At 60.5% G+C, this 23,450-nt stretch carries 19 protein-coding genes, 1 other RNA gene and 2 pseudogenes; 3 read left to right on the top strand and 19 right to left on the bottom strand.

The window, feature by feature from the left end; genetic code table 11:
* Window positions 1-115: 115 nt before the first annotated feature.
* Together BLIJ_RS04410 and dtd are read right to left on the bottom strand one after the other, a co-directional pair.
* The gene (locus BLIJ_RS04410) at window positions 116-3,235 is read right to left on the bottom strand and encodes an alpha-mannosidase (RefSeq protein ID WP_012577239.1); all 3,120 of its coding nucleotides are present in this window, start codon (window positions 3,233-3,235) and stop codon (window positions 116-118) included.
* A 160-nt stretch (window positions 3,236-3,395) separates the two neighbouring features.
* Window positions 3,396-3,884, bottom strand: a complete 489-nt coding sequence (dtd, locus tag BLIJ_RS04405; protein WP_008783436.1) for a D-aminoacyl-tRNA deacylase — start codon at window positions 3,882-3,884, stop codon at window positions 3,396-3,398.
* 158 nt (window positions 3,885-4,042) lie between these two features.
* Between dtd and BLIJ_RS04400 the strand changes: the two genes are divergently transcribed.
* Window positions 4,043-4,339: a hypothetical protein gene (locus BLIJ_RS04400; protein WP_012577238.1), complete on the top strand. Its 297-nt coding sequence runs from the start codon at window positions 4,043-4,045 to the stop codon at window positions 4,337-4,339.
* Here BLIJ_RS04400 and BLIJ_RS14560 read toward each other — a convergent pair.
* Complete coding sequence (locus tag BLIJ_RS14560) at window positions 4,311-4,514, bottom strand: hypothetical protein (protein ID WP_155392795.1); 204 nt, start codon at window positions 4,512-4,514, stop codon at window positions 4,311-4,313. The genes BLIJ_RS04400 and BLIJ_RS14560 overlap by 29 nt on opposite strands.
* A 38-nt stretch (window positions 4,515-4,552) precedes the next feature.
* Between BLIJ_RS14560 and BLIJ_RS04395 the strand changes: the two genes are divergently transcribed.
* Together BLIJ_RS04395 and BLIJ_RS04390 are read left to right on the top strand one after the other, a co-directional pair.
* Window positions 4,553-4,837: an addiction module antidote protein gene (locus BLIJ_RS04395; RefSeq protein ID WP_007057517.1), complete on the top strand. Its 285-nt coding sequence runs from the start codon at window positions 4,553-4,555 to the stop codon at window positions 4,835-4,837.
* Between the two features lie 108 nt (window positions 4,838-4,945).
* A pseudogene (locus BLIJ_RS04390) lies at window positions 4,946-5,497 on the top strand (IS30 family transposase); the annotation flags it as partial.
* Window positions 5,498-5,514: 17 nt separating this feature from the next.
* Here the strand turns inward: BLIJ_RS04390 and BLIJ_RS04385 are convergent.
* The 16 genes and pseudogenes from BLIJ_RS04385 to mraZ all read right to left on the bottom strand — a co-directional run bounded on the left by BLIJ_RS04385 (window position 5,515) and on the right by mraZ (window position 23,177).
* Window positions 5,515-6,246 carry an ABC transporter permease gene (locus BLIJ_RS04385; protein ID WP_012577236.1) on the bottom strand — a complete coding sequence of 244 codons (732 nt, stop codon included), beginning with the start codon at window positions 6,244-6,246 and terminating at the stop codon, window positions 5,515-5,517.
* The gene (locus BLIJ_RS04380; protein ID WP_012577235.1) at window positions 6,243-7,151 is read right to left on the bottom strand and encodes an ABC transporter ATP-binding protein; all 909 of its coding nucleotides are present in this window, start codon (window positions 7,149-7,151) and stop codon (window positions 6,243-6,245) included. Before BLIJ_RS04380 ends, BLIJ_RS04385 begins: the two co-directional genes overlap by 4 nt.
* Window positions 7,144-8,258 (bottom strand): annotated as a pseudogene (locus tag BLIJ_RS13485) (transposase). Before BLIJ_RS13485 ends, BLIJ_RS04380 begins: the two are co-directional and overlap by 8 nt.
* Window positions 8,259-8,593: 335 nt before the next feature.
* Window positions 8,594-8,989: a transfer-messenger RNA gene (gene ssrA / locus BLIJ_RS13125) on the bottom strand.
* Window positions 8,990-9,167: 178 nt separating this feature from the next.
* Window positions 9,168-10,097 (bottom strand): cell division protein FtsQ/DivIB, encoded by a 930-nt coding sequence (locus BLIJ_RS04370; protein WP_014484721.1) that lies wholly within the window; start codon window positions 10,095-10,097, stop codon window positions 9,168-9,170.
* A gap of 134 nt (window positions 10,098-10,231) precedes the next feature.
* Complete coding sequence (gene murC / locus BLIJ_RS04365; protein ID WP_012577232.1) at window positions 10,232-11,770, bottom strand: UDP-N-acetylmuramate--L-alanine ligase; 1,539 nt, start codon at window positions 11,768-11,770, stop codon at window positions 10,232-10,234.
* Between the two features lie 100 nt (window positions 11,771-11,870).
* Entirely contained in the window at window positions 11,871-13,052 is a 1,182-nt protein-coding gene (locus BLIJ_RS04360) for a UDP-N-acetylglucosamine--N-acetylmuramyl-(pentapeptide) pyrophosphoryl-undecaprenol N-acetylglucosamine transferase (RefSeq protein ID WP_012577231.1), read from the bottom strand.
* Window positions 13,053-13,067: 15 nt separating this feature from the next.
* Window positions 13,068-14,285 (bottom strand): putative lipid II flippase FtsW, encoded by a 1,218-nt coding sequence (gene ftsW / locus BLIJ_RS04355; protein WP_012577230.1) that lies wholly within the window; start codon window positions 14,283-14,285, stop codon window positions 13,068-13,070.
* Window positions 14,272-15,717, bottom strand: coding sequence for a UDP-N-acetylmuramoyl-L-alanine--D-glutamate ligase (murD, locus tag BLIJ_RS04350; protein WP_012577229.1), 1,446 nt, complete (start codon window positions 15,715-15,717; stop codon window positions 14,272-14,274). The genes ftsW and murD overlap by 14 nt, the downstream gene beginning before the upstream one ends.
* Before the next feature lie 54 nt (window positions 15,718-15,771).
* The gene (gene mraY, locus BLIJ_RS04345; protein WP_014484718.1) at window positions 15,772-16,878 is read right to left on the bottom strand and encodes a phospho-N-acetylmuramoyl-pentapeptide-transferase; all 1,107 of its coding nucleotides are present in this window, start codon (window positions 16,876-16,878) and stop codon (window positions 15,772-15,774) included.
* 44 nt (window positions 16,879-16,922) lie between these two features.
* Window positions 16,923-18,374 carry a UDP-N-acetylmuramoyl-tripeptide--D-alanyl-D-alanine ligase gene (locus tag BLIJ_RS04340; RefSeq protein ID WP_012577227.1) on the bottom strand — a complete coding sequence of 484 codons (1,452 nt, stop codon included), beginning with the start codon at window positions 18,372-18,374 and terminating at the stop codon, window positions 16,923-16,925.
* 48 nt (window positions 18,375-18,422) lie between these two features.
* Window positions 18,423-19,295 carry a hypothetical protein gene (locus tag BLIJ_RS04335; protein WP_014484717.1) on the bottom strand — a complete coding sequence of 291 codons (873 nt, stop codon included), beginning with the start codon at window positions 19,293-19,295 and terminating at the stop codon, window positions 18,423-18,425.
* Window positions 19,296-19,321: 26 nt separating this feature from the next.
* Window positions 19,322-21,124, bottom strand: a complete 1,803-nt coding sequence (locus BLIJ_RS04330) for a peptidoglycan D,D-transpeptidase FtsI family protein (RefSeq protein WP_012577225.1) — start codon at window positions 21,122-21,124, stop codon at window positions 19,322-19,324.
* Window positions 21,121-21,570: a cell division protein FtsL gene (ftsL, locus tag BLIJ_RS04325; protein ID WP_012577224.1), complete on the bottom strand. Its 450-nt coding sequence runs from the start codon at window positions 21,568-21,570 to the stop codon at window positions 21,121-21,123. Before ftsL ends, BLIJ_RS04330 begins: the two co-directional genes overlap by 4 nt.
* Window positions 21,571-21,576: 6 nt before the next feature.
* Window positions 21,577-22,656, bottom strand: a complete 1,080-nt coding sequence (gene rsmH / locus BLIJ_RS04320; protein ID WP_012577223.1) for a 16S rRNA (cytosine(1402)-N(4))-methyltransferase RsmH — start codon at window positions 22,654-22,656, stop codon at window positions 21,577-21,579.
* Complete coding sequence (gene mraZ, locus BLIJ_RS04315) at window positions 22,656-23,177, bottom strand: division/cell wall cluster transcriptional repressor MraZ (RefSeq protein WP_012577222.1); 522 nt, start codon at window positions 23,175-23,177, stop codon at window positions 22,656-22,658. The genes rsmH and mraZ overlap by 1 nt, the downstream gene beginning before the upstream one ends.
* Window positions 23,178-23,450 lie beyond the last annotated feature (273 nt).

Here is a 23,450-nt window from a genome sequence, read left to right as displayed (position 1 = left end):
AACTCCTTTGCTGTGTCTGGTGGTAGGGGTGGGAGTGATGGTAATTGGAGAAACCGTAATACGACATACTTCTGTCCCCTCATGGTACAAGGAGGCAGAAGCGTCAGGCGAGAATTCAGCGCGTGACGCGCAGGGTGGCGAGCTGGAACGGGCCGAAGTGCAGTGTGGCGCCTTCGGCGTTCTGTGTGCCGTCTTGCAGCGCGACCGGCAGGTCGGCGGCCAGATCGTCGCCTTCCAACACGTTGGTCTCATGCACCGAAGCGCCTGCGAGCGCCGGGCAGACATGCAGCGTGGCATCGGCCCTGCCGCCGGCCGCCTCATAGGCGCGCACAATCAGGTCTCCGGAGCCATCGTCGGCCAGCTCTATCCAGTCCAACACCACGGTGCCGTTTGCTGACTCGATCGAGGCGAGCGGCGCCAAGTCGGGCATGTCATGAAGCGTCGGTGCGTTGAGTGCGCAAGCGGCGTCAAGCGCACTGCCCACCGTGGCGTTGGCCACCACGGACCAGTCGAACTCATGCGCACCGATATCGGTGCGCGGGTCGGGGAAGGTCGGCGCGGAGAGCAGCGACAGTCGGAACATGGTGCCCGAGTCACGACCTTCGGCGGCGTTCCCGGAGATCGGCGTGGCATCGGACCCGTACACCGATCCGTTGATGACGGCCGCCGCGTAACCGGCGTCGCCGATAAGGGCGAAGCGGTTCGTGCTGCTCTCATACTTGGCTTCGTCGGATGCGGTGTTTTTGACAATTGGGCGGCGGACCAGACCATACTGGCAGTCGTATGTCGCCTGATCGGCCACGATACCCAGCGGCAAATCGACTTTGAGGAAGCGTTCACGTTCATGCCAGTCAATGTCGGCGTGGAAATCGAGCGTGTGCGAACCGGGGCGCAACGTGATGGTGGTGGTGATGACGGTGTCATCGTCGGCGGTACGCACGCGGACTCGTGCCGCACCGTTTTCGGTATCGACCGATTCGATTGATCCGGTCATGGCATTCGCCATGAGCAGGGATTCGCGTTCGATCTCCCACGCATCCCAAACGGCGGGTTCGTCCTTCAACAGTTCGTATTGGCCCAATCGGGTGCCGGCCGGAACCAGTTCACGGCCATGCTCCTCGTCAAGCAGTGACGAGATTGTACCGTCGGCCTCGATGGTGACGGACAGTACGCCGTTGGCCAGCAGTACACGGCCGTTCTCCAATGCCTGGGTCAGTACGGAAAGCGCGTTGGTCGGTTCGTTGATGCGGCTGGCACGCCAAGACGCGCCGTCATTACGGAACTGGCTGATGCGGGCTTCGGCGAGCAAGTCGGCCTGCGGGTTGGCCTTGCGCAGCACGGCGCACATGTCTTGGGCGATTTCAGCGAGACGCTTCAGGTCGCGGCGATAGTCCTCGCGGGCTTCGCGGTGCACCCATGCGATGGCCGAGCCGGGCAGGATGTCGTGGAACTGGTTCAGCAGCAGCGTCTTCCATATGCGGTCCAGCTCCTCGCGCGGGTAGACGTACTCCGGATCGGACAACACGGCGGCTGCGCCCAGGTATTCGACCGTGCGCAACAGCGATTCCTCTTGGCGACAGCCGCGTTTCATGTCCTGCTGCGAGGTCAAGGCGCCACGGTGCAGTTCGAGATACAGCTCGCCCTTCCAGACGGGCATTTCTGGGCCGGCGTTCTCTGCAAGCTGCTGATGCGCCTTGTCGAAGAAGTCATTCGGCTCTTCGACGCTCACCTTGGAAACGCCTTCGAGGTTCTCGTAGCGGTGCAGGTGCTCCATCATGTTGCGCGTGGGGCCGCCGCCGCCATCACCGAAACCGAAGAGCAGAAGCGAGATGTCGGCGAGATCCTTGTCCTGGAAGTTCTTCTCGGCGTAATCGAGTTCCTGGACCTTGCACCAAGCGGCATAGGTATCCGCCGGTGGGAAGTGGGTGAAGATGCGCGAGCCGTCGATGCCTTCCCACATGAACGAGTGGTGAGGGAACTTGGTGGTATCGTTCCACGAGATCTTCTGCGTGAGGAACCATTCGTACCCGGCACGGCGGGCGATCTGCGGCCATGCGCCGGTGTAGCCGAAGCTGTCCGGCAGCCATACGCCCTTGGGCTCCACACCGAGATGTTCCTTGAAGTATTTGCGGCCATATGCAATCTGGCGAATCAGCGATTCGCCGGCGGGCAGCATGCCATCGGCTTCCACCCACATGCCACCGACCGGGATGAACCGACCTTCTTCGATGCGCTGCTTCATGCGTTTGAAGATGTCCGGATGATCCTCTTCCAGCCAAGCGTACTGCTGGGCGGAGCTCATCGCGTATTTGAAGTCGGGGTCGGCGTCCATCAGCACCAATGCGTTGGATACGGTGCGGGCCACCTTGCGGCGGGTCTCGCGCACCGGCCACAGCCATGCGGAGTCGATATGCGCGTGGCCGATGGCGCTGACGTTCATGGCCGAGGCATTGGCCGGCTTGGCCAGCACGCCGGCGAGTGCTGCGCGCGCGGCTTCCACGGATTCGGAGTTACGCTCGTCGTAGGCGTTCAGCGAACGCTGCAATGCTTTGGCGAGTTGCCAGTAGCGCGGCGACTGCTTGTCGGCGAATTCCATCAGGGAGCTCACCACGTCGAGATCCACGGAGTAGTTCTCGAAACGGGCATCGAATTCGGTCAGATCGGCGGACTTGAATACGTACGGCTCGTCCGGCTTGCCGGTGGCATGGTCGCCCAGTTCGGTCTCAATGAACGGAGGCACGCCGAGCAGCAGCGGGTTGCTGGCGGCTTCGAGGTACAGGGTGAAGCTGCCGTCTTCGGCGACCGGCACTTGCGCGTTGCCCTCGGCATCCATGAACGGCACCCAATAGTTGAGCGGGTGTACGGCTTTGATGGCGGTGCCGTCGGCACGGTAGACGAGGCCCTCGATATGGCCGCCGCAGGAGTGCGGGTACCAGCCAAGGTCGAGGATGAGCTCCAGCGGCTTGCCTTTCGGGTAGCCGGCCGGCACAGTACCGGTCAGGCGGAACCAGACCGTGCCCCATGTGGTGCCCCATTCGCTGCCGAGCGTAAACGGCTTGAAATCGATGTCACCTCCATTGAGCTTCGCGAAGAACTCGCCAGTGGGCATCGGCTCTCCGGGAATGTCAAAGGACTCCACCGCGAGCTGTGCGATCGATGGGTGGATATGAGGGTCCACGCGCTGGCGCACGATGCGCTTGCACCGTTCCAGTTGCTGTTCAGGTTTCAGGAACATCTGCTGTTCACTCCCCTTATCTCCGCCGCTTGTGAGGCCACATCATTGTGCTGCCCGTTCATGGGAAACATATCGACATGCGCCCTCGCCCGCAGGAGACTAAAGCGCTTTAGTAACATGTTGGAGGGAACGGGATATGATGTCAAATCATTATCGCAATTCAGCGTGTTCCGTCAGGCATGTCATGCTCGGTGTCGATGACGATGGTCACCGGCCCGTCATTGACCAGCCCGACCCGCATATGCGCGCCGAAACGACCTTCCTTCACCGGTACTCCCCCGGAGCGCAACGCCTCGTTGAACTTGATCCACATGAGATCGGCATGCTCGGGCTTGCCGGCCTTGATGAAGCTCGGGCGATTGCCCTTGTGCACGTCGGCAAACAGCGTGAACTGCGAGATGGAGAGAATCTCGCCGCCGATGTCCTGAATCGAACGGTTCATCTTGCCCTGCGCATCCTCGAACACCCTGAGATTCAGGATCTTATGGGCCAGCCAGGCGATCTGCTTGTCGCCGTCCTCATCGGTGACGCCCACCAGAATCATGAATCCCGGGCCAATCTGCTGCGGCTCGAACGTGGGATCCAGCGTGCCCAATTCATTGACCACGTCCACGGACGCTTCGGATACTCGTTGCAATACGACTTTCATGGTTCCCTACAGTACAACGTGTGCAGTCACCACCACCGAACCATGCCAATACTGCGGCAACCAGCAGGTCGAGGCACCGTGGACGCTCTGCCAAGGTTGACCGCAGGCCGCGCACGCGCCGGATAATCGGCGTATGCCCCGAATGCGGACGCGAAGTGATGGCCGCGAAGGGCGAGGCGCTGCGCCTGTGCAGGTGCGGCAACCCCGTCAACGTGGCCGAGCTGCGCGAGCAAAGCCAAGCCGAGGCCGAATCAACCCACCTGACCAAAACCCCGGCAGGCATAAGCCAATGGCTCAAGGGAAACTACGGGTACGAGGTCAGCCGCAAGCGGATCAGCAACTGGCTCAACCAGGGCAAACTCCCCAGCTCGAGACCCGTCGATGACGGCTACTGGGAGTTCAACATACGGGAGATTCTTGCGTTGGCTATGGGCTCCAGCGGCCGTCCGGCTTGACATGATGTAGTCTGTAGGCTACAATAGAGGTATAGAAATCAAGCAATCCGCCGAATACCGCAAGTGGTTCAAGAAACTCAGGGACCACAAAGCGAAGGCCGCCATCCAAGCCCGGCTCGATGCCTGCAAGCTCGCAGGCGGCGACAAAAGCACCCAGCAGACCGACATCAGACAAGCCCACGACATCCTCAACGACTGCAAGGAACAACGACAATGAGCACCGAATTCACCGACTACGACACCAGCGAATACCTCGAAAACGAACAGGACATCATCGCCTACCTCAACGCCATAGCCGAATACGACGACCCCGCACTCATGCAGGCCGCGCTCGGCAACGTCGCCAAGGCCCGGGGCATGACCCAAATCGCCAAGGACGCGGGCGTGGGGCGCGAAAGCCTCTACAAGAGCCTCAGCAAGGACGGCAACCCCAGCTTCCAAACCATCGCCAAGGTAATCCACGCCCTCGGCGGACGCCTCACCATCCAAGCCGCCTGAAAAAACAAAACACAAGCGGGAGTAGGGTGAATCCACCCCGTGGCATACTCCGTATCAGGATTAGTGTGAAAGCCTCTGGGACATACATCTCAGGGGCTTTACTCATATCCAGTCGCGGACCGGCCCGAGGCGGTCGGATCCAGGAAGGGGTTCGGCCATTTCGAGTCGGACCCGGTGGTCGGCGCCGCGCCGTCGAGGCGCTGCGTGAACACGCAGGTGGAGCGCAGGAGCCGCAGGCTGTTCGCCCGGCTCGTCGACGACAAGAGCGCGTCCGCCACGGCCAGGGCCGAGTACGAGATCTTCAAGGGCATGCCGCCGGCCGCGCGCGTCGACCGCACGTGGGACAACGGCACGGAGGCGTCCCTGCACGTGCTGGTGGACGAGGCGCTGGGCATGCTCACGTACTTCGCCGACCCGTACGGTTCCTGGCAGCGTGGCAGCAACGAGAACAGGAACGGCAGGATCCGCCGCTATCTGCCCAAGGGAACCAGTTTCGAGGATCTCACGCAGGACGAGCTCGACGCGATCGTCGGGGAGATCAACGACACCCCGATGAAGCTCCTCGGCTACAAAACGCCCAATGAGGTGTGGGACGAGGAGATCGCCAGGCTACAATCGAAGGCAGCCAGCCCGAACACAAGCGTTGCGCTTACAAATTGAATCCGGGAGGCACAGCTCTACTTCCACTTCATCGCTCGCTGCGCCATCAACGTGAGTATCGCGGTCACAGCGACCAGATAGCCGAGCCCAATTCCAACGTCACCCCACGTCCCCTCGCCAATGAGCGGCATCGTCACGGCCTCGCGCATGTGGTAGATCGGAGTGTACGGTGCAGCCGTCTGCGCCCAGCTCGGAAGCATCTCAATCGGCATCATGGCTCCACCGATCATTCCCAAGGGGATGATGATGGCGACCGCTGCCATGGAGACGCCGGCCATCGACGGCAGAATGATTCCGACGAGTACCCCAAGCATGAAGAAAAGCAGGAAGCCCAGGATCAAGGGCAGGAGTGCAATCGGCGCGGTCGCCTCCGGAGTCATGCCGAGTGCCATCGCGATGCCGAAGAGGGCAAGGGCCTGCGTTATCAGGAAGATCATGCCCGCCGTCGCCTGTGCGGCAATGACCGTGTTTGAGGAGATGGGGAAGCTCCGTAGGACGACGAACATTCCGTTTTCGCGCCACAGCGCAAGGTGGGTGGCGCCCGCGAAGATTCCCACGAAGGCCGCGCCGAAGGCCATGACATTCGCGCTGATCGGCCCGGTGAGGTCCATTCCTTCGATACTGTCACCCATCGTCAACACGAGCGCAACGAGTAGGCCCGCCGGGAAGAGGAACGTAAAGATAAGGGTCGCCCAGTCGCGTAGGTCGTAGCGAAGAAGGACATTGGTTAATGCGCGGTATCTGGTCATGCTACGTAATCCCTTCCGGTGAGCTGGAGATAGACGTCCTCGAGGCGCCCATCGTGGACTTGGGCGTGCCGTGTATCGATCCCGCCTTCAGCGAGGCGCGCGAACAGAGCGGCCGTGTCGTGAGACCGAACCTCGAGCCCGTCTTTGGTGACCCGCACCGCGTCCGGGCCAAGAAGCGTCGCCACCGCATCCGCCTGGTGGAGAGCATTGGGGAGAATGACCGTCGAGCCGAGATCGGCCTCGGCGACGAGGCGGCTCGGGCTCGACGTCGTGAGAATCTTGCCCTGTTCGACGATCGACACCGTGTCACATAGCCGCTCAGCTTCGTCGAGGTAGTGCGTCGTATAAAGGGTGGTCATCTCCAGAAGATTGGTCGACTGGAGCAGGGAGACCAACGAGTACCTGGCTTCGGGATCGAGACCTGCCGTCGGCTCGTCGAGGAAGAGGACTTTCGGCCGGTGCACAATCGCGGTGGCGACGGCGAGTCGCTGGCGCTCGCCCCCGGAGAGTTTCTCCACTTTGGTGTCAGCCGCCTTCGCGAGGTTGAGGGCCTCGATGAGCGTGTCGATCGTGGAGTGCTCTGCGCCCTGGATCGCACAGACCGCGCGAAGGTGCTCGCGGAGTGTCGTCTTCGGGAAGAACGCCGACTGCTGGGGCTGGATCCCGATCTGGGACAGCAGGGCTAGATTGCGCGGATAGGGCGACTGGCCGAGGACTCGGATCGTTCCTTCCGTCGGCTTTCGAAACCCTTGGATCGCGTTAAAGAGCGTCGTCTTGCCCGCCCCGTTTGGACCGATGATCCCGTGGAACGAACCTTCTTCCACCTGGAGGTCGAGGTGGGAAAGAATCGTCTTCCCCTTAATGACGACGCTTACGTCGCGTACGTCAACTGCATAGTCAGTCAAGTGTGACCTTTCTCGAGTGCTGTTGCGGCGTGAAGTGGCCTGATTTTTGTTCCGCCCTTATAGTGAGGCGGCTTGTGCCGCTTGATGTTGATAATACTCGGTTTCCACCGCTTCGGGTGTCCTGTAGCCCAGGGACCGGTGCAGGCGCTTCGAGTCCCCGCCACGAGACCCACCGGAACGTCGCCAATTCCAGGTCCTTCAGATCCGCGAAGGGCTTGCGCCGCCATACCAGCTCGGTCCTGTACGCGCCGTCGGCGCTTTCGGCCATGGCGTTGTCACACGAGTCGCCGACGGTGCCGGTCGACGGCAGCATCCCATATCCCATAACCCTGGTGGTGCACACCGTGCCGGTGCACTGCGCGCCATGGCCGCCGTGGTGGATAAGACCATCCGCGCCGCCGCGGGACGCGGCCCATGAGACCGCCTGCTCCAACGCCCGCAACGGCAGCTCCTGCGTGTTCACGGCCATGGCGCACGCCCCGGATGCCAAGCTCGCGCATGATGTTCATCACCTGGTCGCGGCCGACCTTGGCCGGATCCCGGCCCTGGGCGACCAGCTGCGCGTGCATCTTCCCGTAACCGTACACGGCCATGAAGAAATCCGAGTGGATCTGGAGGATGTCGCGGGCCGGCGCCCCATGTCCCGCCCGCATGCGGCTGACGGGACGTGTTCTGAACATGCGGTAGCCGCGCGGCGTGAGAAACCCGCAGTCCAACGATTCGGAAAGGACCCCGCGGATCGGCCCGACCTTGAAACGGCTTTCATGCTCGTCGATGTACGCGGCCATCAACGCCGTGTCGGGTCGAGCCCGGCCGCGAAAAAAGCCGACGCCGTCGTCAAAATCTCGTTCGCCCGACGCAATTCCGCGTTCTCGGCCCGCAGCCTCCTCAGCTCCGCCATCGCGTCCTCGGCCGACTGCCTCGTCTCCTCCGCGACCGTCGCGTCCGACTGGTTGCGCCAACGCCGCAGCGATTCCGGCGCTATCCCCGGATCCTTCGCCACCGCGGAATCGCGTTCGTCTCCGACGAATACGAGGAACGCGATTCCGCCAGCAGCCTGACCGCCTTCGCCTTGAACTCCGGCGTATATCGAGTGCCCTTTGCCATGATTCCATCATCTCCTATCAAGTGAGAGGAAATACGGAACAAAAATCAGTTCACATCACCCGCCACCTTCCACGCCCTGTGCCAACACATCGAGATAACACCAAATGGCAAAGCGACCGTGATCTGGAAAGACGGAACCAGCCCACCAGAGCAATAGCAGCAAAGCTCAACATCCAAAAGCCAGCACCGATCATTTCGGTTGCTGGCTTTCTATTTACCCAGCTCAACACAACAATTTCACGTAACCCCTATTTTGGAGCAAACGAGCAAATTTTGGAGCAAAACTCAAAAACAAAACCTGCTGGCGCGAAATTGTATCAACACCAGCAGGCAGTTAGTGGAGGCGCGGGGAATTGAACCCCGGTCCGATGACCGAGCCCACAGTCTTCTACGTGCGTAGTCTGCTGGCCAAGTTGGCGATTTTTCTGCCCCCATCGATGTCGCAGACAACTGATGGCGAGCATATCCGCAGTTAAAGTCCCGATGCAGCCCTGAGGCTCAACTGCATCAGCAAGTCTTCTAAACGACGCTCAGCATCCTCCCAAAGACGAGGAGGAGTGAACGGAGCGGCTGCTCACTGGTTAATCCTGACTAAAATCAGGCAGCGAGAGCAAACTCAGTGCGGTTAGATTTAGCACTTATTCTTTTGCCGGGGTCATCCACGAGCGGACCCGGCGTTCTCGGCACGCTTCCCTGCAGCGAACAGGTCACCGTCGAAACCGATCGCCCCCAATCTTGAGTTATCAAACTTCCGGCTTTTCGGCCGGACTTTTCAGCATACACCCTATGGCGCTACTCGCGCAAATCGCCGGCAGCGAACATCGCCCCGGCATTGACGGGACCAACGTTGTCAGCAGGACCAACGGAGCGAACGCCGCCCCGGAACCAACGAAGCCAACGGAATCGCCGTCATTTGATGATGGGCTTCTGGGATGCGGAAACATCAATCTGATGTTTGCCGGCAAAGCCAGCCGTGCCAGCGGTGATGTTCTTGTCGATTTCCTCGACTTCCGCCAGCTTCAGCTTCAGTTGCGAGGAGTCACCCCAAATGATTACGCGGTCACCGTCGTTAAGCGTGGTGGTCACCGAATCCTGCGTCTCAGCGGTGACCTTGGTAATGGACTTACGCATCGATTCCGGCAATGCGCCCAGAATCGTCAGCGCCTCCTTCACCGAACGGTTCTTGAGACTGGCGTCTATATCCTTGACCTCAATCACCGGAATGCCATCCACGTTGGCGTTCTTCACCGAGTTCAACACACGCGCCTGGGAATCCACCGCGGTCAGGGTATCGCCTCTTTTCAGCATGGCCGCAGGCCGTTGCGCCTTGACTTCCACGCTCATCGACTTGGGGAACTGTTTGGAGACCTTGGCCTCGCTGACGCCGGGAATGGACTTGAGTTGCTCTGTGACCTCATGGGTGGAGACCAGGAACAACGACTTTCCAGCCTGCTTATCGGCGATGGCATGGATGGTCTGCGCGCTCACCCATTCGTTGGCACCGGATACGCCGATCTCGCTGGTTTCCAGACGAAACACCGACGAGAAGAGCAGCAGCCACGTTAGCCCCGTCACTACAGCCACGCTGACGACAGCAATCAACACGCGTAACGCAACGACACGTACGTTCGCACGCTTGCGTTCTTTGGCGCGTTCGGTGAAATTCACCACTTTCGGGCGTGATACGACTCCTAGGGAGCCGGTGGTCTGGTGCAGCGTTTCGGCAACGTAATCCTCGCTGCGCAACCGTCGTGCATCGACGAAGGCACCGGCCTGGCCCTTGGCTACCGTCACATCGTCAATGATCTCCGGCTCGTCGATCTCATGCCCGGAAGACACGGACCGGGGAGCGCGAGACTTCGACGAGTGACCCGTGTTTCCGCGTGAACCGATGGTGCGCGGCTTGCGGGGACTTCCGGACGAACGACGTGAGCCGTTGTCATTGCCCCCGGATCTGACCGTGCGCCCGGACATCACTCGCAGCTTTCCCGATGGGCCTCAAGTGCGGTGAGCAGCACCTGATCCATGTCGGTGATGTCGCCCGCGCCCACGGTGAAGATCACGTCGCCGTGGTGGGCGCGCATGGCCATCATCTTGGCGGCCAGGCACATATCCTCGACCGGCTGAATCCACGTGCCTGCGGAAGCATCCTTGAGTCCCGCAGCCGCGTCCACGATGGTGGAGGGGCTGATGTCCGGGAAATCAGCCTGCTTTTCACGGGCCGGGAAGATGCCGGTGATAATGACGTCATCGGCTTTGGCCAAGGATTCGGCGAACTGGTGCGCGAAGAACTTGGTGCGGGAGAACAGGTGTGGCTGGAAGATCACACGAATGGTCGAATCGGGGTACCGGCGTCGGGCCGCATCCAGCAGGGCCGCGATTTCGGTGGGATGGTGGGCGTAATCGTCCACTACAGTGACCTGCTTGACCGTGCCGCGCACCTGGAAACGGCGTGCCGCACCGAGGAATGTGCCGGCCGCCTTGGCCGCGTCTGCGGGGCTCACGCCCAGCAGCACGGCAGCGCTGATGGCGGCGGCCGCATTGCGCGCATTGTGCACGCCAGGAACCTTCAGGGCAACGCTCTGAGACACCGGCTCCCCCGCCGTCACCGCGGCCGGCAGATGCAGGGTGAGCTGTTCGACGCCGCTGCCTGCGGTCTCACTTTCCGAAGCGATCCAGACATACGCGGCACCGCCCAAATCGGGCAGGGATTCACGCGCGGTAGTGCCGTAGGCAACGGTATGGGATTTCACGTCGGCGGGCATGGCCTCCAGCACGGCAAGTCCGTCAGGGTCGTCGATGCTGATGATCACGTGACCGGTGGCCCGGCCGGCGTGGGCAACGAACGCGGCACGGTAGTGGGCTTCGTCGCCGTAATGGTCGAGATGATCGGCTTCACAGTTGGTGATAATGGCGATGGTCGGATGATATTTGGCGAAGCTGCCGTCCGATTCATCGGCTTCGGCCACCAGGATATCGCCTTTGCCCGCGTGTCCGCCGTCCAGCGTGGTGCCGTCCGGGCCTTGGATAAAGCCGCCAATGGCGTAGCTTGGATCGGCACCGGCGTTCACCAGAATGTGGGACAGCATGGAGCTGGTGGTGGTTTTGCCGTGCGCTCCGGCCACGGTGACGGCTCGTTTGCCGTTCATGAGCAGGGCGAGGATGTCACTGCGATGCACAATGCGCTTGCCCGCCGCGTGCGCTGCGACGATTTCCGGATTGTCCGGTTTGATGGCGCTGGAGTAGACCACGGTCTCGGCCTGGGCGACATTTTCGGCTCGCTGCCCGAATTCAACGGTGATGCCCAGCGTTTCAAGTCGGTCGGTTTTGGCGCTGTGTGAGCGATCGGAGCCGTCCACCGAGACTCCTTCGGCGTGCAGCATTTCGGCCAGAACGCTCATACCGGCACCGCCGATACCGATGAAATGGGTGGCGCCGAGATCCGCGGGGCGGGCCGCAGCATCGAATGAGGCATACGTGGGGTCAAGCACGATGGGCTGATCTTGAGACAATTCAAAACTCCTTTGGGGATTCCAGCACCCTATATTATGACCGTATCTCGTGTTGCGGGACGGGATTGGCCCGTATCGCGCACGGGATGATATCTGAATACTATTTGGATGGTTCGGCTAATTGCAGAACGTGCCGGGCCATGATTTCGGCAGCGTTTCTGATGCCGTATTCCCATGCCTTGCGGCCGAATTCGGCAAGTCGTTCGTGATCGGCGAGCAGATCGGGCACATGCTCATGCACCCACTGCGGGGTCAGGTCCTTGTCTGCGACCAGCAGGCCGCCGCCGGCGTTCACCACCGGTTCGGCGTTGAAACGCTGTTCGCCGTTGCCGATGGGCAGCGGCACGTAGATGGCTGGCAGACCCAGTGCAGCCAGCTCGGATACCGATCCGGCTCCGGCGCGGCAAATCACCAAGTCGGCACAGGCGAAGGCCATATCGATTCGTTCCAGATATTCGGCGGTATGGTAGTCACCTTGTCCGGCCGATTCGGGGCCGATGCCGGTAAGCACGTCCGCGCCGGCCGAGGCCGTGACCAGTTCGCGTACTTCGCTGATTTTGCCTCGCCCGGTCAAGTGGATGATTTGTGCGTGGGCCAACAGGTCTGCGGCGGAGGAGGCGATGGCGCGGTTCAGGCTTTGCGCTCCCAGCGATCCGCCAGTGACCAGCACCAGCGGACGGTTCGGATCGACGCCAAGCTGCGCGGCCGATTCACGGCGTACGGCGGCACGGTCGTCACCAATGCGTTTGGTCAGGGAGGCGATGGCCGGGCGCAACGGCAGACCGACGCGCTCGACGTCGGCTCCGGCACGCGGTTTGAGACCGGTGCCCTCGTACACGGTACCGATGAAATCGGCCCAACGAGCGCCCAGTTTATTGGCCATGCCGGCACGCGCATTCTGCTCATGGATGGCAATCGGAATGCCCATCTTATGTGCGGTGGCGTAGACGGGGGCGGAAGCATACCCGCCGAATCCGGCCACGACATCCGCATGCCGCGTTTCAAGAATGGAGCGCACCTTGGCGGTTTCTCGCTTCCATTTTGCCGGGAAGCGCAGCATGTACAGGTCAGGGCGACGCGGGAACGGCACTTTTTCGATGGTGTCGAGCTCGTAGCCGGCCTCAGGCACCAAGTCCTTCTCCAAACCCACCGCAGTGCCGATGACGGTGACCTGTGCCGTGGGTTCGATGTCGCGAATCGCCCCGGCGACCGCGAGCAGCGGATTGACATGTCCGGCGGTACCGCCGCCAGCAAGAACGATATGTGGTGTGCCTTGATCCATGATTACCGAGTCTACTTACGCGCTCTGACGCGACTGTTTTATCTGCGGTTGAGAGCGCATAAGTCCCACAACCAGTCCGGCCGCCGTCAAGCACATGATCATCGATGAGCCACCTGCGGAGACGAACGGCATAGGCACGCCCAATACCGGGAACACACCCACGACCACGCCGATGTTGACCATGGCCTGGCCCACAATCCAAATGGTGACGCACATCAGCACCATGGCAACATAACGATCGGTGACCTGCAATGCGATGACGATCATGCACCAGGCGAGAATCGCGAAGAACAGCAATACGATGGCGCAACCAACGAATCCGGTCTCCTCGCCGATGATCGCGAAGATGAAATCGTTATGGGCGGCCGGCAGGTAGTTCCATTTCTCTCGCGAATTGCCGATGCCCAATCCCAGAAAGCCTCCGGAGGCGATGGCGTACTTGGCGTGAATGGACTGGTAGCATACGCTCTGCGCGTCAGCGGCCGAGCAATCGCCATATGTGGCCAGAATACGACGCATGCGGTTCGGGCTGGAAACCGCCAATGCACCGACCATAACCACCGCGCCCAATACGCCGACTCCCATCCATTTACTGGGGAATCCGACGATCAGGAAGGCCACGCCTCCGATGAAGACCAGAATCATGGCCGTGCCGAGGTCCTTGCCGCCCATCACCAGCGCCACGCCTATCGCATACAACACCAACGGCGCGGCATATGCTTTGATTCCCTTCTTGTGGTACATCTTGCTGCAGGCATGCAACGACGAGGGCAGCCATATGCATATCGCGAACTTCATGAATTCGGCCGGCTGGATAGTGGTGAAGCCGAGGTTCAGCCAACCTTTGTTGCCGTAGACGTCGAGACCCAGCGGAGTAAAGGTCAGCGCCTGCAACAGACAGGCACCCACCACAAAGAACACGCCGGTCCGTTTCCAGAACGTCACCGGCATCGTCAATGCCACGAAGCCCAGCACCAAGCCGATCAGGCAAAACGCGCCCTGGTTCAGAAGCTGAAGGAACGGCGACTTGCCCAGTGCGGCCATGGTGACCGTGGAGCTGGAGAACACCATGATCAGGCCGAAGCATGTCAGCCCCACCACGGCCATGCGGAATCCGTGGTAGCACCATAGCGGGTTGAGCAAGCTTCGCCAACCCGTGTAGTCGGTGATTTCGAGTGCGGGCTTGTCAGGGGCTCTGTATGCCTTACGCTTATGGATATCAGTGGAGGCCATGCACCTCGCTCCACGTCTTGGCTGCGGCGGCGAATCGATTGCCTCGATCCGCATAGGACTTGAACTGGTCCATGGAGGCGCAGGCCGGAGCCATAAGCACAATGTCGCCGGCGGCGGCATACGTGCCGCAGGCTTCGACGGCACGATCCATGACGGTATCGTTGTCTTCGGGATCGATGATGGTCACCGGGATGTCCGGAGCTTGGCTGGCAAACGCTTCGATCATCGGCTGCTGGTCTTTGCCGATGATGACGGCCGCTTTGATGGTATGTGCCTGGTCCTTGACCAGGTCCTCGAATCGACTGCCCTTGGCCAGACCTCCGGCAATCCAGATCACAGACTTGGCCGGGAAGCTGGACAGCGAGGCGCGTGCCGCATGGCCGTTGGTGGCTTTGGAATCGTCCACGAAACGAACAGAGCCGCCCTCGACTACGGCCTCAGCCACGGTTTCGATGCGATGGCCGCCCGGCTTGAACGAGGTAAGCGCCTTCAGCGCGGTATCGCGATCAGCGCCAAGTCCCAGCACCAACGCCAATGCCGTCAATGCATCGGCCACCAGATGCGGGTACAGTGAGCCGTCCGGCTCTGCCAGATGCGTGAAATCGGTGATGGCGGCCAGTCTGACCGGCTCCCCCACTGCGCCGCCGGCCACGCCGCTCCTGTCCACAATCCAGCCATCTTCAATGCCGATCTGACCGGCCTGGGGGGCCTCGAGCGTGAATCCCACCTTGCGGCATCCTTCAGCGGTTTGGGCCTCGGCCGCCAGTTCGCTGACTTTGGCGTCCTGCGCATTGTAGACGATGGCGTGTTTGGCGTTGTGGAACACCTTGGATTTGTCGGCGGCGTAATTCTCGCGCCCGCCATGCCAGTCGAGGTGATCGTCGGCGATATTGGTGATCGCCGCGCAGTCAAGTGCCAGCGAATCGGTGAAGTGCAATTGGAAGGAGCTCAGTTCCACGCACAGCACGTCGTGCTGAGGATTGGTGGCGCAACGAGACAGGCTCATGCTCATGTCTCCGGAGGCGATATTGCCGGCGGTCGGCGCGTCGAGTCCGCAGGCGGTGAGCATTTCCGAGGTCATCTCGGTGGTGGAGGTTTTGCCGTTGGTGCCGGTGATGCCGATCCATGGAGCCGGAGTACCGGTGCGCTCGTTATTCACACGCAGCTGCCATGCGAATTCCACCTCGCTCATCACGGGGATGCCACGGCGTTGGGCTTCCAGCACGAACGGGGTGCGGGGGTTGAACACCGGGGACGACATGACGTAGTCCACATGGTCCCAGTCCACGTCATCAAAGGAGCGGAGATCAGCCTCGGGCTTCCTCTCGTCGACGCCAATCACGTGGGCGCCGCGTTCCCTCAATACCTCCGCCAACGAGGTGCCGGATACCCCCAGTCCGGCGATCACCACTGTCTTATCCGCTACTTGCATTGTTCCTCCTGATATAGGAATTCCGTGGGTGAGCATAATCCACCCAGATTTCCGCTAGCTGAACAGCAGGCCGGAGCGGGTGACCCAGTCGCCGTAGAAAATCGTCAGGGCGAGCAGCACGAAGATGAGTTCGATCATCCAGAACCGCACCACCACCTTGGTTTCGGTCCAACCCTTCAGTTCGAAATGATGGTGGATCGGTGCCATTTTGAATACACGTTTGTGGGTCATCTTGAAGTACCCGACCTGGATGACGTCGCTCATGGCTTCCATGACGTACAGTCCACCCAGAACCACCGCCAGGAATTCGGTGTGCGTGGCGATGGACAGGGCTGCGAACAGACCACCCAAGGCCAGGGAACCGGTATCACCCATGAAAATCGATGCGGGGTTCGAGTTGTACCACAAGAAGCCGAAGCAGGCGACGGCCGCGCATACGGCGATGACGGTCAGATCGAGAGGATCGGACACGGCATAGGAATATCCGCCATGGCTGCCGCCCTTGATGTGGTAGCTTTCCCAGAATGCGATGATGCCAAAACCGGTGAAGGCGATCATCGACGAACCTGCCGCCAGACCGTCAAGCCCATCCGTCAGATTCACTGCGTTGGTCCATGCGGTCATCAGGAAGTTCACCCAGATGACGAACAGGATGATGGCCACGGTTCGACCGGCGAAGTCGAAGTTGAAGAACGGCCGTTCGATGAAGCTGATGCCCGCCTGCGCACTGGGGAAACCCGATTTGGTGGGAATCAGCAGCGCCAGCACCGCGTATATGGTGGCGAAGATGAACTGGCCGATGAACTTGCCGGTCACCGATAGGCCTTCGTTCTGCTTCTTACGCACCTTGGCGAAGTCGTCGATAAAGCCCAGCAGACCCATCGACAGCATGGCGAACAGTACGAGCACCGCGGACCAGGAGGGCACATCGTCCGAACGCAGGTATCGGTACAGTGCGGAGGATGCCCAACCGAGCAGAATCGCGAAGTTGATGACCACGCCGCCCAACGTGGGGGTGCCGCGCTTGACCAGATGCGACTGCGGCCCATCCTGGCGGATGTACTGGCCATAGTGCAGCTTGTGGACCAGCCGAATCAGCAGCGGGGTGCCGACCAGGGTGACGATGAGCGACACCAGCATTCCAATGATCAGAGCAATCACGTGCAGCTTCTCTTTCTTGTCGGTTTCTTGGGATGGTTATCAGGTCAGTTCTTTGCCCAGCGTTCAGCCAAAGCGCTCAGGCCTGACGCGTGCGATCCCTTGAGCAGTACCACAGCGTCGGGATGGTTGCGCGCCAAGTCGATGACCAGCTGTTCGGCCGCATCGATGTCGTGTACGCAATCCACCGACGCGGATGGGCTCTGACGGGCACCGTCCGCCAGAGCCTGTGCCAGTGCATCGAGATGTTGGTCTTGGGCGGAACCGACCGCGATGATCGCGTCGATGCCCAATTCGGCCGCATACGTGCCGATAGAGGTGTGCAATGCCGTCTCATCGGCGCCGAGTTCCAGCATGGCACCCAGCAGCGCCACGCGGAACGGATCCTTGCCGTCATTTGAGTTCCAAGCCTTCAACCCGTTCAGGCCGGCTTTCATGGAGTCGGGATTGGCATTAAAGGAATCATCGATCAGTGTGAAGGAAGTCCCCTCGCGATTCACCGTGGACAATGCCATGCGATGAGGGCTGATGGTGTGCTGCGAGGCCAGAATCCGCGCCACCGTTTCGGGTGCCATACCGTAACGCATCGCCACGGTTGCGGCGGCCAACGCGTTCATCACGTTGTGACGTCCAGGAATGCCCAGATGCACCGGCGTATGGTTGCCGTCCGCATCGACCAACGTGAATTCAGCATGATCGGACCGGTCGGCAGTGACATCAATGGCCCGCACCTCGGGCTCCTGCGACGATCCCAAGCCGAACCACAGCACATCGCCGCTGGCCAAGCCGGCCATGGGAACCACGTGTTCGTCATCGGCGTTCAGTACCGCGGTGCCTCCGGGAAGCAGCCCCTGCACGATTTCGCTTTTCGCCTGTGCGATGCGTTCGCGGGAGCCGAATTCTCCAAGGTGAGCGACGCCGACCTTCAATACGATTGCCGTGTTCGGCGGTGCGATACGGGTCAGTCGCGCGATTTCGCCGATATGGCTGGCACCCATCTCAGCCACGAAGAACCGGGTGTGCTCATCGACCCGCAACGCAGTGAGCGGCAGGCCGATCTCATTGTTGAACGATCCCACCGGAGCCACGGTCGGGCCTACGGTGGCAAGCAGGGAGGAGAGCAGATCCTTGGTGGTGGTCTTGCCCACCGAACCGGTCAATCCGATGATGTCGAAGTCGCCGTCCAGCTCGCGGCGGCGAACGATGTTGTGTCGGGCGAGCTCGCCAAGGGCGTCGACCGTGTCTTTCACTACGATCTGCGGCAGGCCATCGGACTCCACCTCATGGTCGACGATGGCCACCGTGGCTCCTTGTCCAGCGGTTTTCGCCACAAAGTCATGCCCATCGACATGCTCGCCTCGGATGGCCACAAACACCGATCCGGGGCCGGCCTGCCGCGAGTCACTGACCGTATTGGTAGATCGAGACTCGGAATCGGCGTCGCCGATCAATCGACCATCGACGGCCTTGGCGATCTCCTCCACGCTCATCGGAACCATGGTGTTTCAAACTCCTTTACGATTACGCTTCGTCCCGCATCCACGGACTTAATTGAGATTATTGGCCACATGCAGGGCACTGCGTATGTTGTTTTTCCTCACGCCGGCGGCCAGTACCATGGCGATGGCCAAGGACATGTGCCCGAGTCGGACGCGGTCGTACATGGCCGGTGAATCCGCAGCCATTTCATCCGATTCGGGTGTCGACGAGGTCATGGACATGTCATGTTCCGCAACGAATGCGTAGCGTGTCTTCAATTCGTCCAAGCTTGCGCTTGCGTTGACATCTTCCGTGCCCAGCACATCCACGTTCACCGATTCCAACGCATGCTCGGCCAATGTGCGGTCATCCATGGCGATGATCACGGCCGCCACACCGTCTTCGGCGCACACGGACAGCGCGCGCTGCATATCGAGGATGCCCAGAGGATAGTTCAGGTTCATGGTACGTGTCATCGACGTGGACCCGGATGCGGTGATTACCGCCACCGGATTGCCCAGCATGTGCAGGAATTCGGAGAGCTGGGACACGCCTGCGTCGACGGCCTGCTCATCCGCACCGGTCACCGCGAACACCGCCATGGCGTTGGATGGTCCGCCGGCCAGGCCGCTGGCCAGATCGCCGAGTACGCGATCGTCGCAATCGCCGTAGAGCAACGGTATATCGGCATTGGCGATCTGCCCTTTGGACGCGCGTGGCAGCAACGCCGCATAGGCACCTGCCTGTGCGGCATGCAGTACATCGGGTTCCTGCTCATGCGTGCAGATGAACAGCGAGCCGGGAATAACGGTATCCACGGCATCGCTGAGTGAGGTAATGGTGACATTGGTGGCGAAGGGTGGATCGACTTCAAAACCGTACCGTTCGACCAGCATTCCCAAGGTCACCCGCTGGGCGATGGATTCGCTCACTGCACTCATGGGCTATCGCCTTTCTCCCCTGATCCTTACCACGTGACTGGAATAGCATTTTTTCGTGGACTGGAGACAGGCACCTCGTATTTCTGCATAAGGAACTCACAAATCTGTGCGGAAACAGGGCCGGCCGTCAGACCGCCGAACACACCATTCGGATCCTTCATTACCACGGTGACCGCATAGCGCGGGTTGTCCGCGGGAATCACCACGGAATAATCGGAGATAATGGACGAGAGCGCGCCATCCGAACCCTGCACCTCTGCGGTACCGGACTTGGCGGCCATGCGGTAACCATCGACCTTGACGAACTTGTTGTAGCTCTCCGCCACTGATTCCATCGCATTCATCATGTCCGATGCGACCTTTTCATCCACCACGCGGGTGGCTTCGCCCTTCTTGGTCTCAGTGGTCTTGCCATTGGCATCGGTGGTTGATCTGATGATCGACTGCTGCTGCTTGACACCCTTGTTCGCGATGGTGGCCACCACGTTGTTGAGCTGCAGGGCGTTGACGGTGTAGCCCTGACCAAACAGGATGGTGTTGCGCGTACGCAGATCCCATGCCGAAGGGCTGGTGAGCAGACCGCTCGATTCACCGGGCAGGTTCAGTCCGGTCGGTTGTCCGATACCGAATTTGGTCAGGTACTCGTAGCGTTGCTCATCCGGATAGTTCTCCCCGGCCATAATCATGCCGACGTTCGATGAGTTCTGCAGAATGCCGGCGAGCGTCCAGCGCTCAGTGCCGTGGTCGAATGAGTCCTTGTAGGTCTGGCCCTTCTGTGTGATGTGGTCCGGGACCGACAATTGATCGCTCATCTTATGCAGTCCCGTCTGCAGATAGCCGGACATGGAGATGACCTTGCCCACCGAACCAGGCTCGAAGGTTTCGGACACGGCCCGAGACGGGCTCATCTTCGCCGCATCGGTACCAGCCTGTACTTCATCGCTATCGGCCAGTGCGAGAATCTCCCCGCTCTGGACATCCTGCACCACGGCGATCGCCCACGCTGCACCATACTTGGACTCGGCCTCCTTCAAGGCCTTTTTGACATACCATTGCACATCACGGTCAATGGTCAGGGTGACATCGTCGCCATTTTTGGCCGCCACCGATTCGGTCATGGTGCCGGGAATCTCTTCGCCGCCATTACCACGCTGGTAGGTTTCATGGCCATCGGTTCCGGTAAGCGTCTTGTTCTCGACCTGCTCGATGCCGGCGACGCCATCGCCGTTGTCGTTCACGCCGCCAAGCAGCGCGCCCATGAGATCGCCATCCGCATACAGTCGTTCACTGCTCAGCTCACCCCAGACAATACCGCCCAGGTGCAACGCCTCGATGCTGCGCTTGACCTGTGGGGTCACGTCTTTCTTCAGAATCACATACTGCCCGGTACCGGACAGATCAGCTCCCAGTTCCATGGCGTTCATATCCAAGACTTTGGCCAGCAGTCGGCCCACGGCCGACGCTCCGGTAGCGCCCACGGGTTTGCCGTCAATTTCGTGGCAGTAATCACGGGTGTTGTCATTGCAGGTAATCGGCTCGAACTCCTGTGCAGCCTCCGGATTGGCGACGATAGTATAACGCTCCACGCTTTGAGCGAGCACGGAGCCGTTGGCGTCGAGGATACGCCCACGCTTGGCGCTCAACGTCACGGTCAGGGTGCGGTTAGCCGTGGCCGCTTGTGCGGTTTGACGGCCACCGATGAGCTGGATGGAGGCCAGCTGAATCACGCATGCCGACGCCACCAACGCCAATGCGGCGCCGATGGCAATGCATTTGAACGCGAAGGTCTTGACCTTGGCGAACTCTACGATGCGACGAATGGTGTTCACTGGGTTCCGCCTTTGTTGGACTGGTATCCGCTTAAGTCGATGGACACTGATCCCTGCTGCGGGACCATGCCCATGTCGCTGGCCTTGTCGGGCAGGTTCGCGACTAATTGATCGAGTTTGGCCTGATCGTCTTCGATATCTTGGGTAAGTCTGTTGATATTGGTTTCGATCTGTGCCGCCTCAAACGAGTTCTGCACCATCTGGGTACGCAGCATCAGCGCGCCGAACAAGGTGCCGACGAGGAAGATCACTGCGATGGCCACGTGCACCAGCGGTGCGCTTCTTGTTCTGGTCCATTCGATGACCCGTCCGACGACATTGCCCCGCTCGTCTCCACGCGGGTTGGAGACCACCCGCAGCTCAGGTCGGGAGGAGGACTGATGCTTGGTGTGCGGCCGGTTCGAGGCCGGAGCCGCGTTCGATCGAATGTTACGTGCGGTTGCCATATGCTGTTATCCCCTCCTTGTACGAATTCGTGCTGTGTTTTTGGCCCTGCCCGGAGACGCGGAGCCTTGTATATTGATGTCATTCAGGCCCTGCGCGGTTTGCGTAAAGCGTTTCCTCCATCGTGACGGAATATCACGGCTGACTTCCACCGCCCGCAACCGCACCGAAGCCGATCTCGGGTTGGCTGCGATTTCATGTTCGTCGGCCTTGATGGCACCTCGCGTGAGATCCGTGAAAAACGGTTGGGCATCCGGCGGTATGACGGGCAGGCCAGCCGGAACATCCACTCGCAGCCCTTGTGCCATGAACGATTTGACGGTTTTGTCTTCGAGCGAATGATAGGACTCCACCACCAGTCGTCCCCCGACATGCAGTCGGTTCGCGGCTTGCGGCAATGTGGAGGCGAGCTTGTCTAATTCGCCGTTGACTTCAATGCGCAACGCCTGGAAGACGCGTTTGGCGGGATTGCCCGCCGGGCGGTGGGCTTGCGGCACCACTTCATCGACCAGACGGTTGAGCTGTGCGGTGGTGGTAAACGGCTCCTTGTCTCGATGCGCCACGATGGCGCGGGCGATCTGACGCGAGAAACGCTCTTCACCGTATTCCTTGAATATGCGGACCAGTTCCGCCGCATCATAGGTGGCAAGAATCCGTTCGGCCGTCAACGGCTGGCTGACGTCCATGCGCATATCCAGCGGCGCATCATGCGAATAGGAGAAGCCACGATCGGTTTCGTCGATCTGCAGGCTGGATAATCCCAGATCCATGAATACGGCGTCCACACGTTCTATGCCTCGGTCCGTCAACACCTGATCAAGCTGATCGAAGGCGGCATGCACTGGGATGAATCGATCGGCGAGCCCCTCCCGTTCCATGCGTTCGGCGGCCAGCCCCAGCGCTTCGCTGTCACGGTCAATGCCGATGAGCCGAGCCTGAGGCGCGGTTTTGAGGAAGGCGATGGAATGGCCGGCAAGGCCCAAAGTGCAATCCACTGCAACGGCGTTCTCATGTTCCAGGGCAGGCGCCATCAGGTTCACGCAATCGTCAAGCAATACCGGCAGATGAATATTCGCCACATCAACCATCAGAATTCCACCTCCGGCAACACATCGTCAGCAATGTCGGAATATCCCTCTTCCTTCTCGGCGAGGTAGGACTCCCACGTGTCCTTATTCCACAGTTCGGCACGGGTGCCAACGCCGATCACCACGACGTCGGAACCCAGATTGGCGTAATCACGCAGCATCTGCGGCACCAGTACGCGGCCCTGCTTGTCCGGCTGCTGGTCGACGGCACCGGAAAGGAACACACGCAGGTATTCGCGGGCGGCTTTGTTTCCCACCGACACACGCTGAATCTGCGAGGCGATGCGTCGAAATTCATCGAACGGCAGCAGGTACACGCACCGTTCCTGGCCTCGGGCCATGACCAGACCCTGCCCCAGCTGGGAGCGGAATTTGGCCGGAAGCGCCATACGGCCCTTGGCATCGATCTTCGGCGTATATGTGCCGAGAAGCAATGGCGGCAGACCAGCCATGAGATCGGCCATAGTGGTGGAGCCTTGTGCGTTGGCATCAGCGTCGCGAATCGGCTGATCGGCAACCATGGCTCCACCTCCTTCATCGTTACGTGGGATACACTTCGGCCAACTGGTTCACCACTCTACCCCACGATTCCCCATTTCTCCCCACTCCTGCACGATTTGCTCACCCTTTTAGGGCGATTACCGATGGATTGCGCGTGTCGGCCACGACTGTCGCACGAATGGACGCTCCGCACATCCAATCCACGTTGTGCACTCCACCGACCAAGCAGCATGGTGAATTCACGCTGAATTCACCTATTCCGGGTTGTCCGCATCACTGACGTAGGGGGTGTG

This window comes from Bifidobacterium longum subsp. infantis ATCC 15697 = JCM 1222 = DSM 20088 (assembly GCF_000269965.1).
GTDB lineage: Bacteria > Actinomycetota > Actinomycetes > Actinomycetales > Bifidobacteriaceae > Bifidobacterium > Bifidobacterium infantis.
This window is presented reverse-complemented; position numbering and strand designations above follow the sequence as displayed.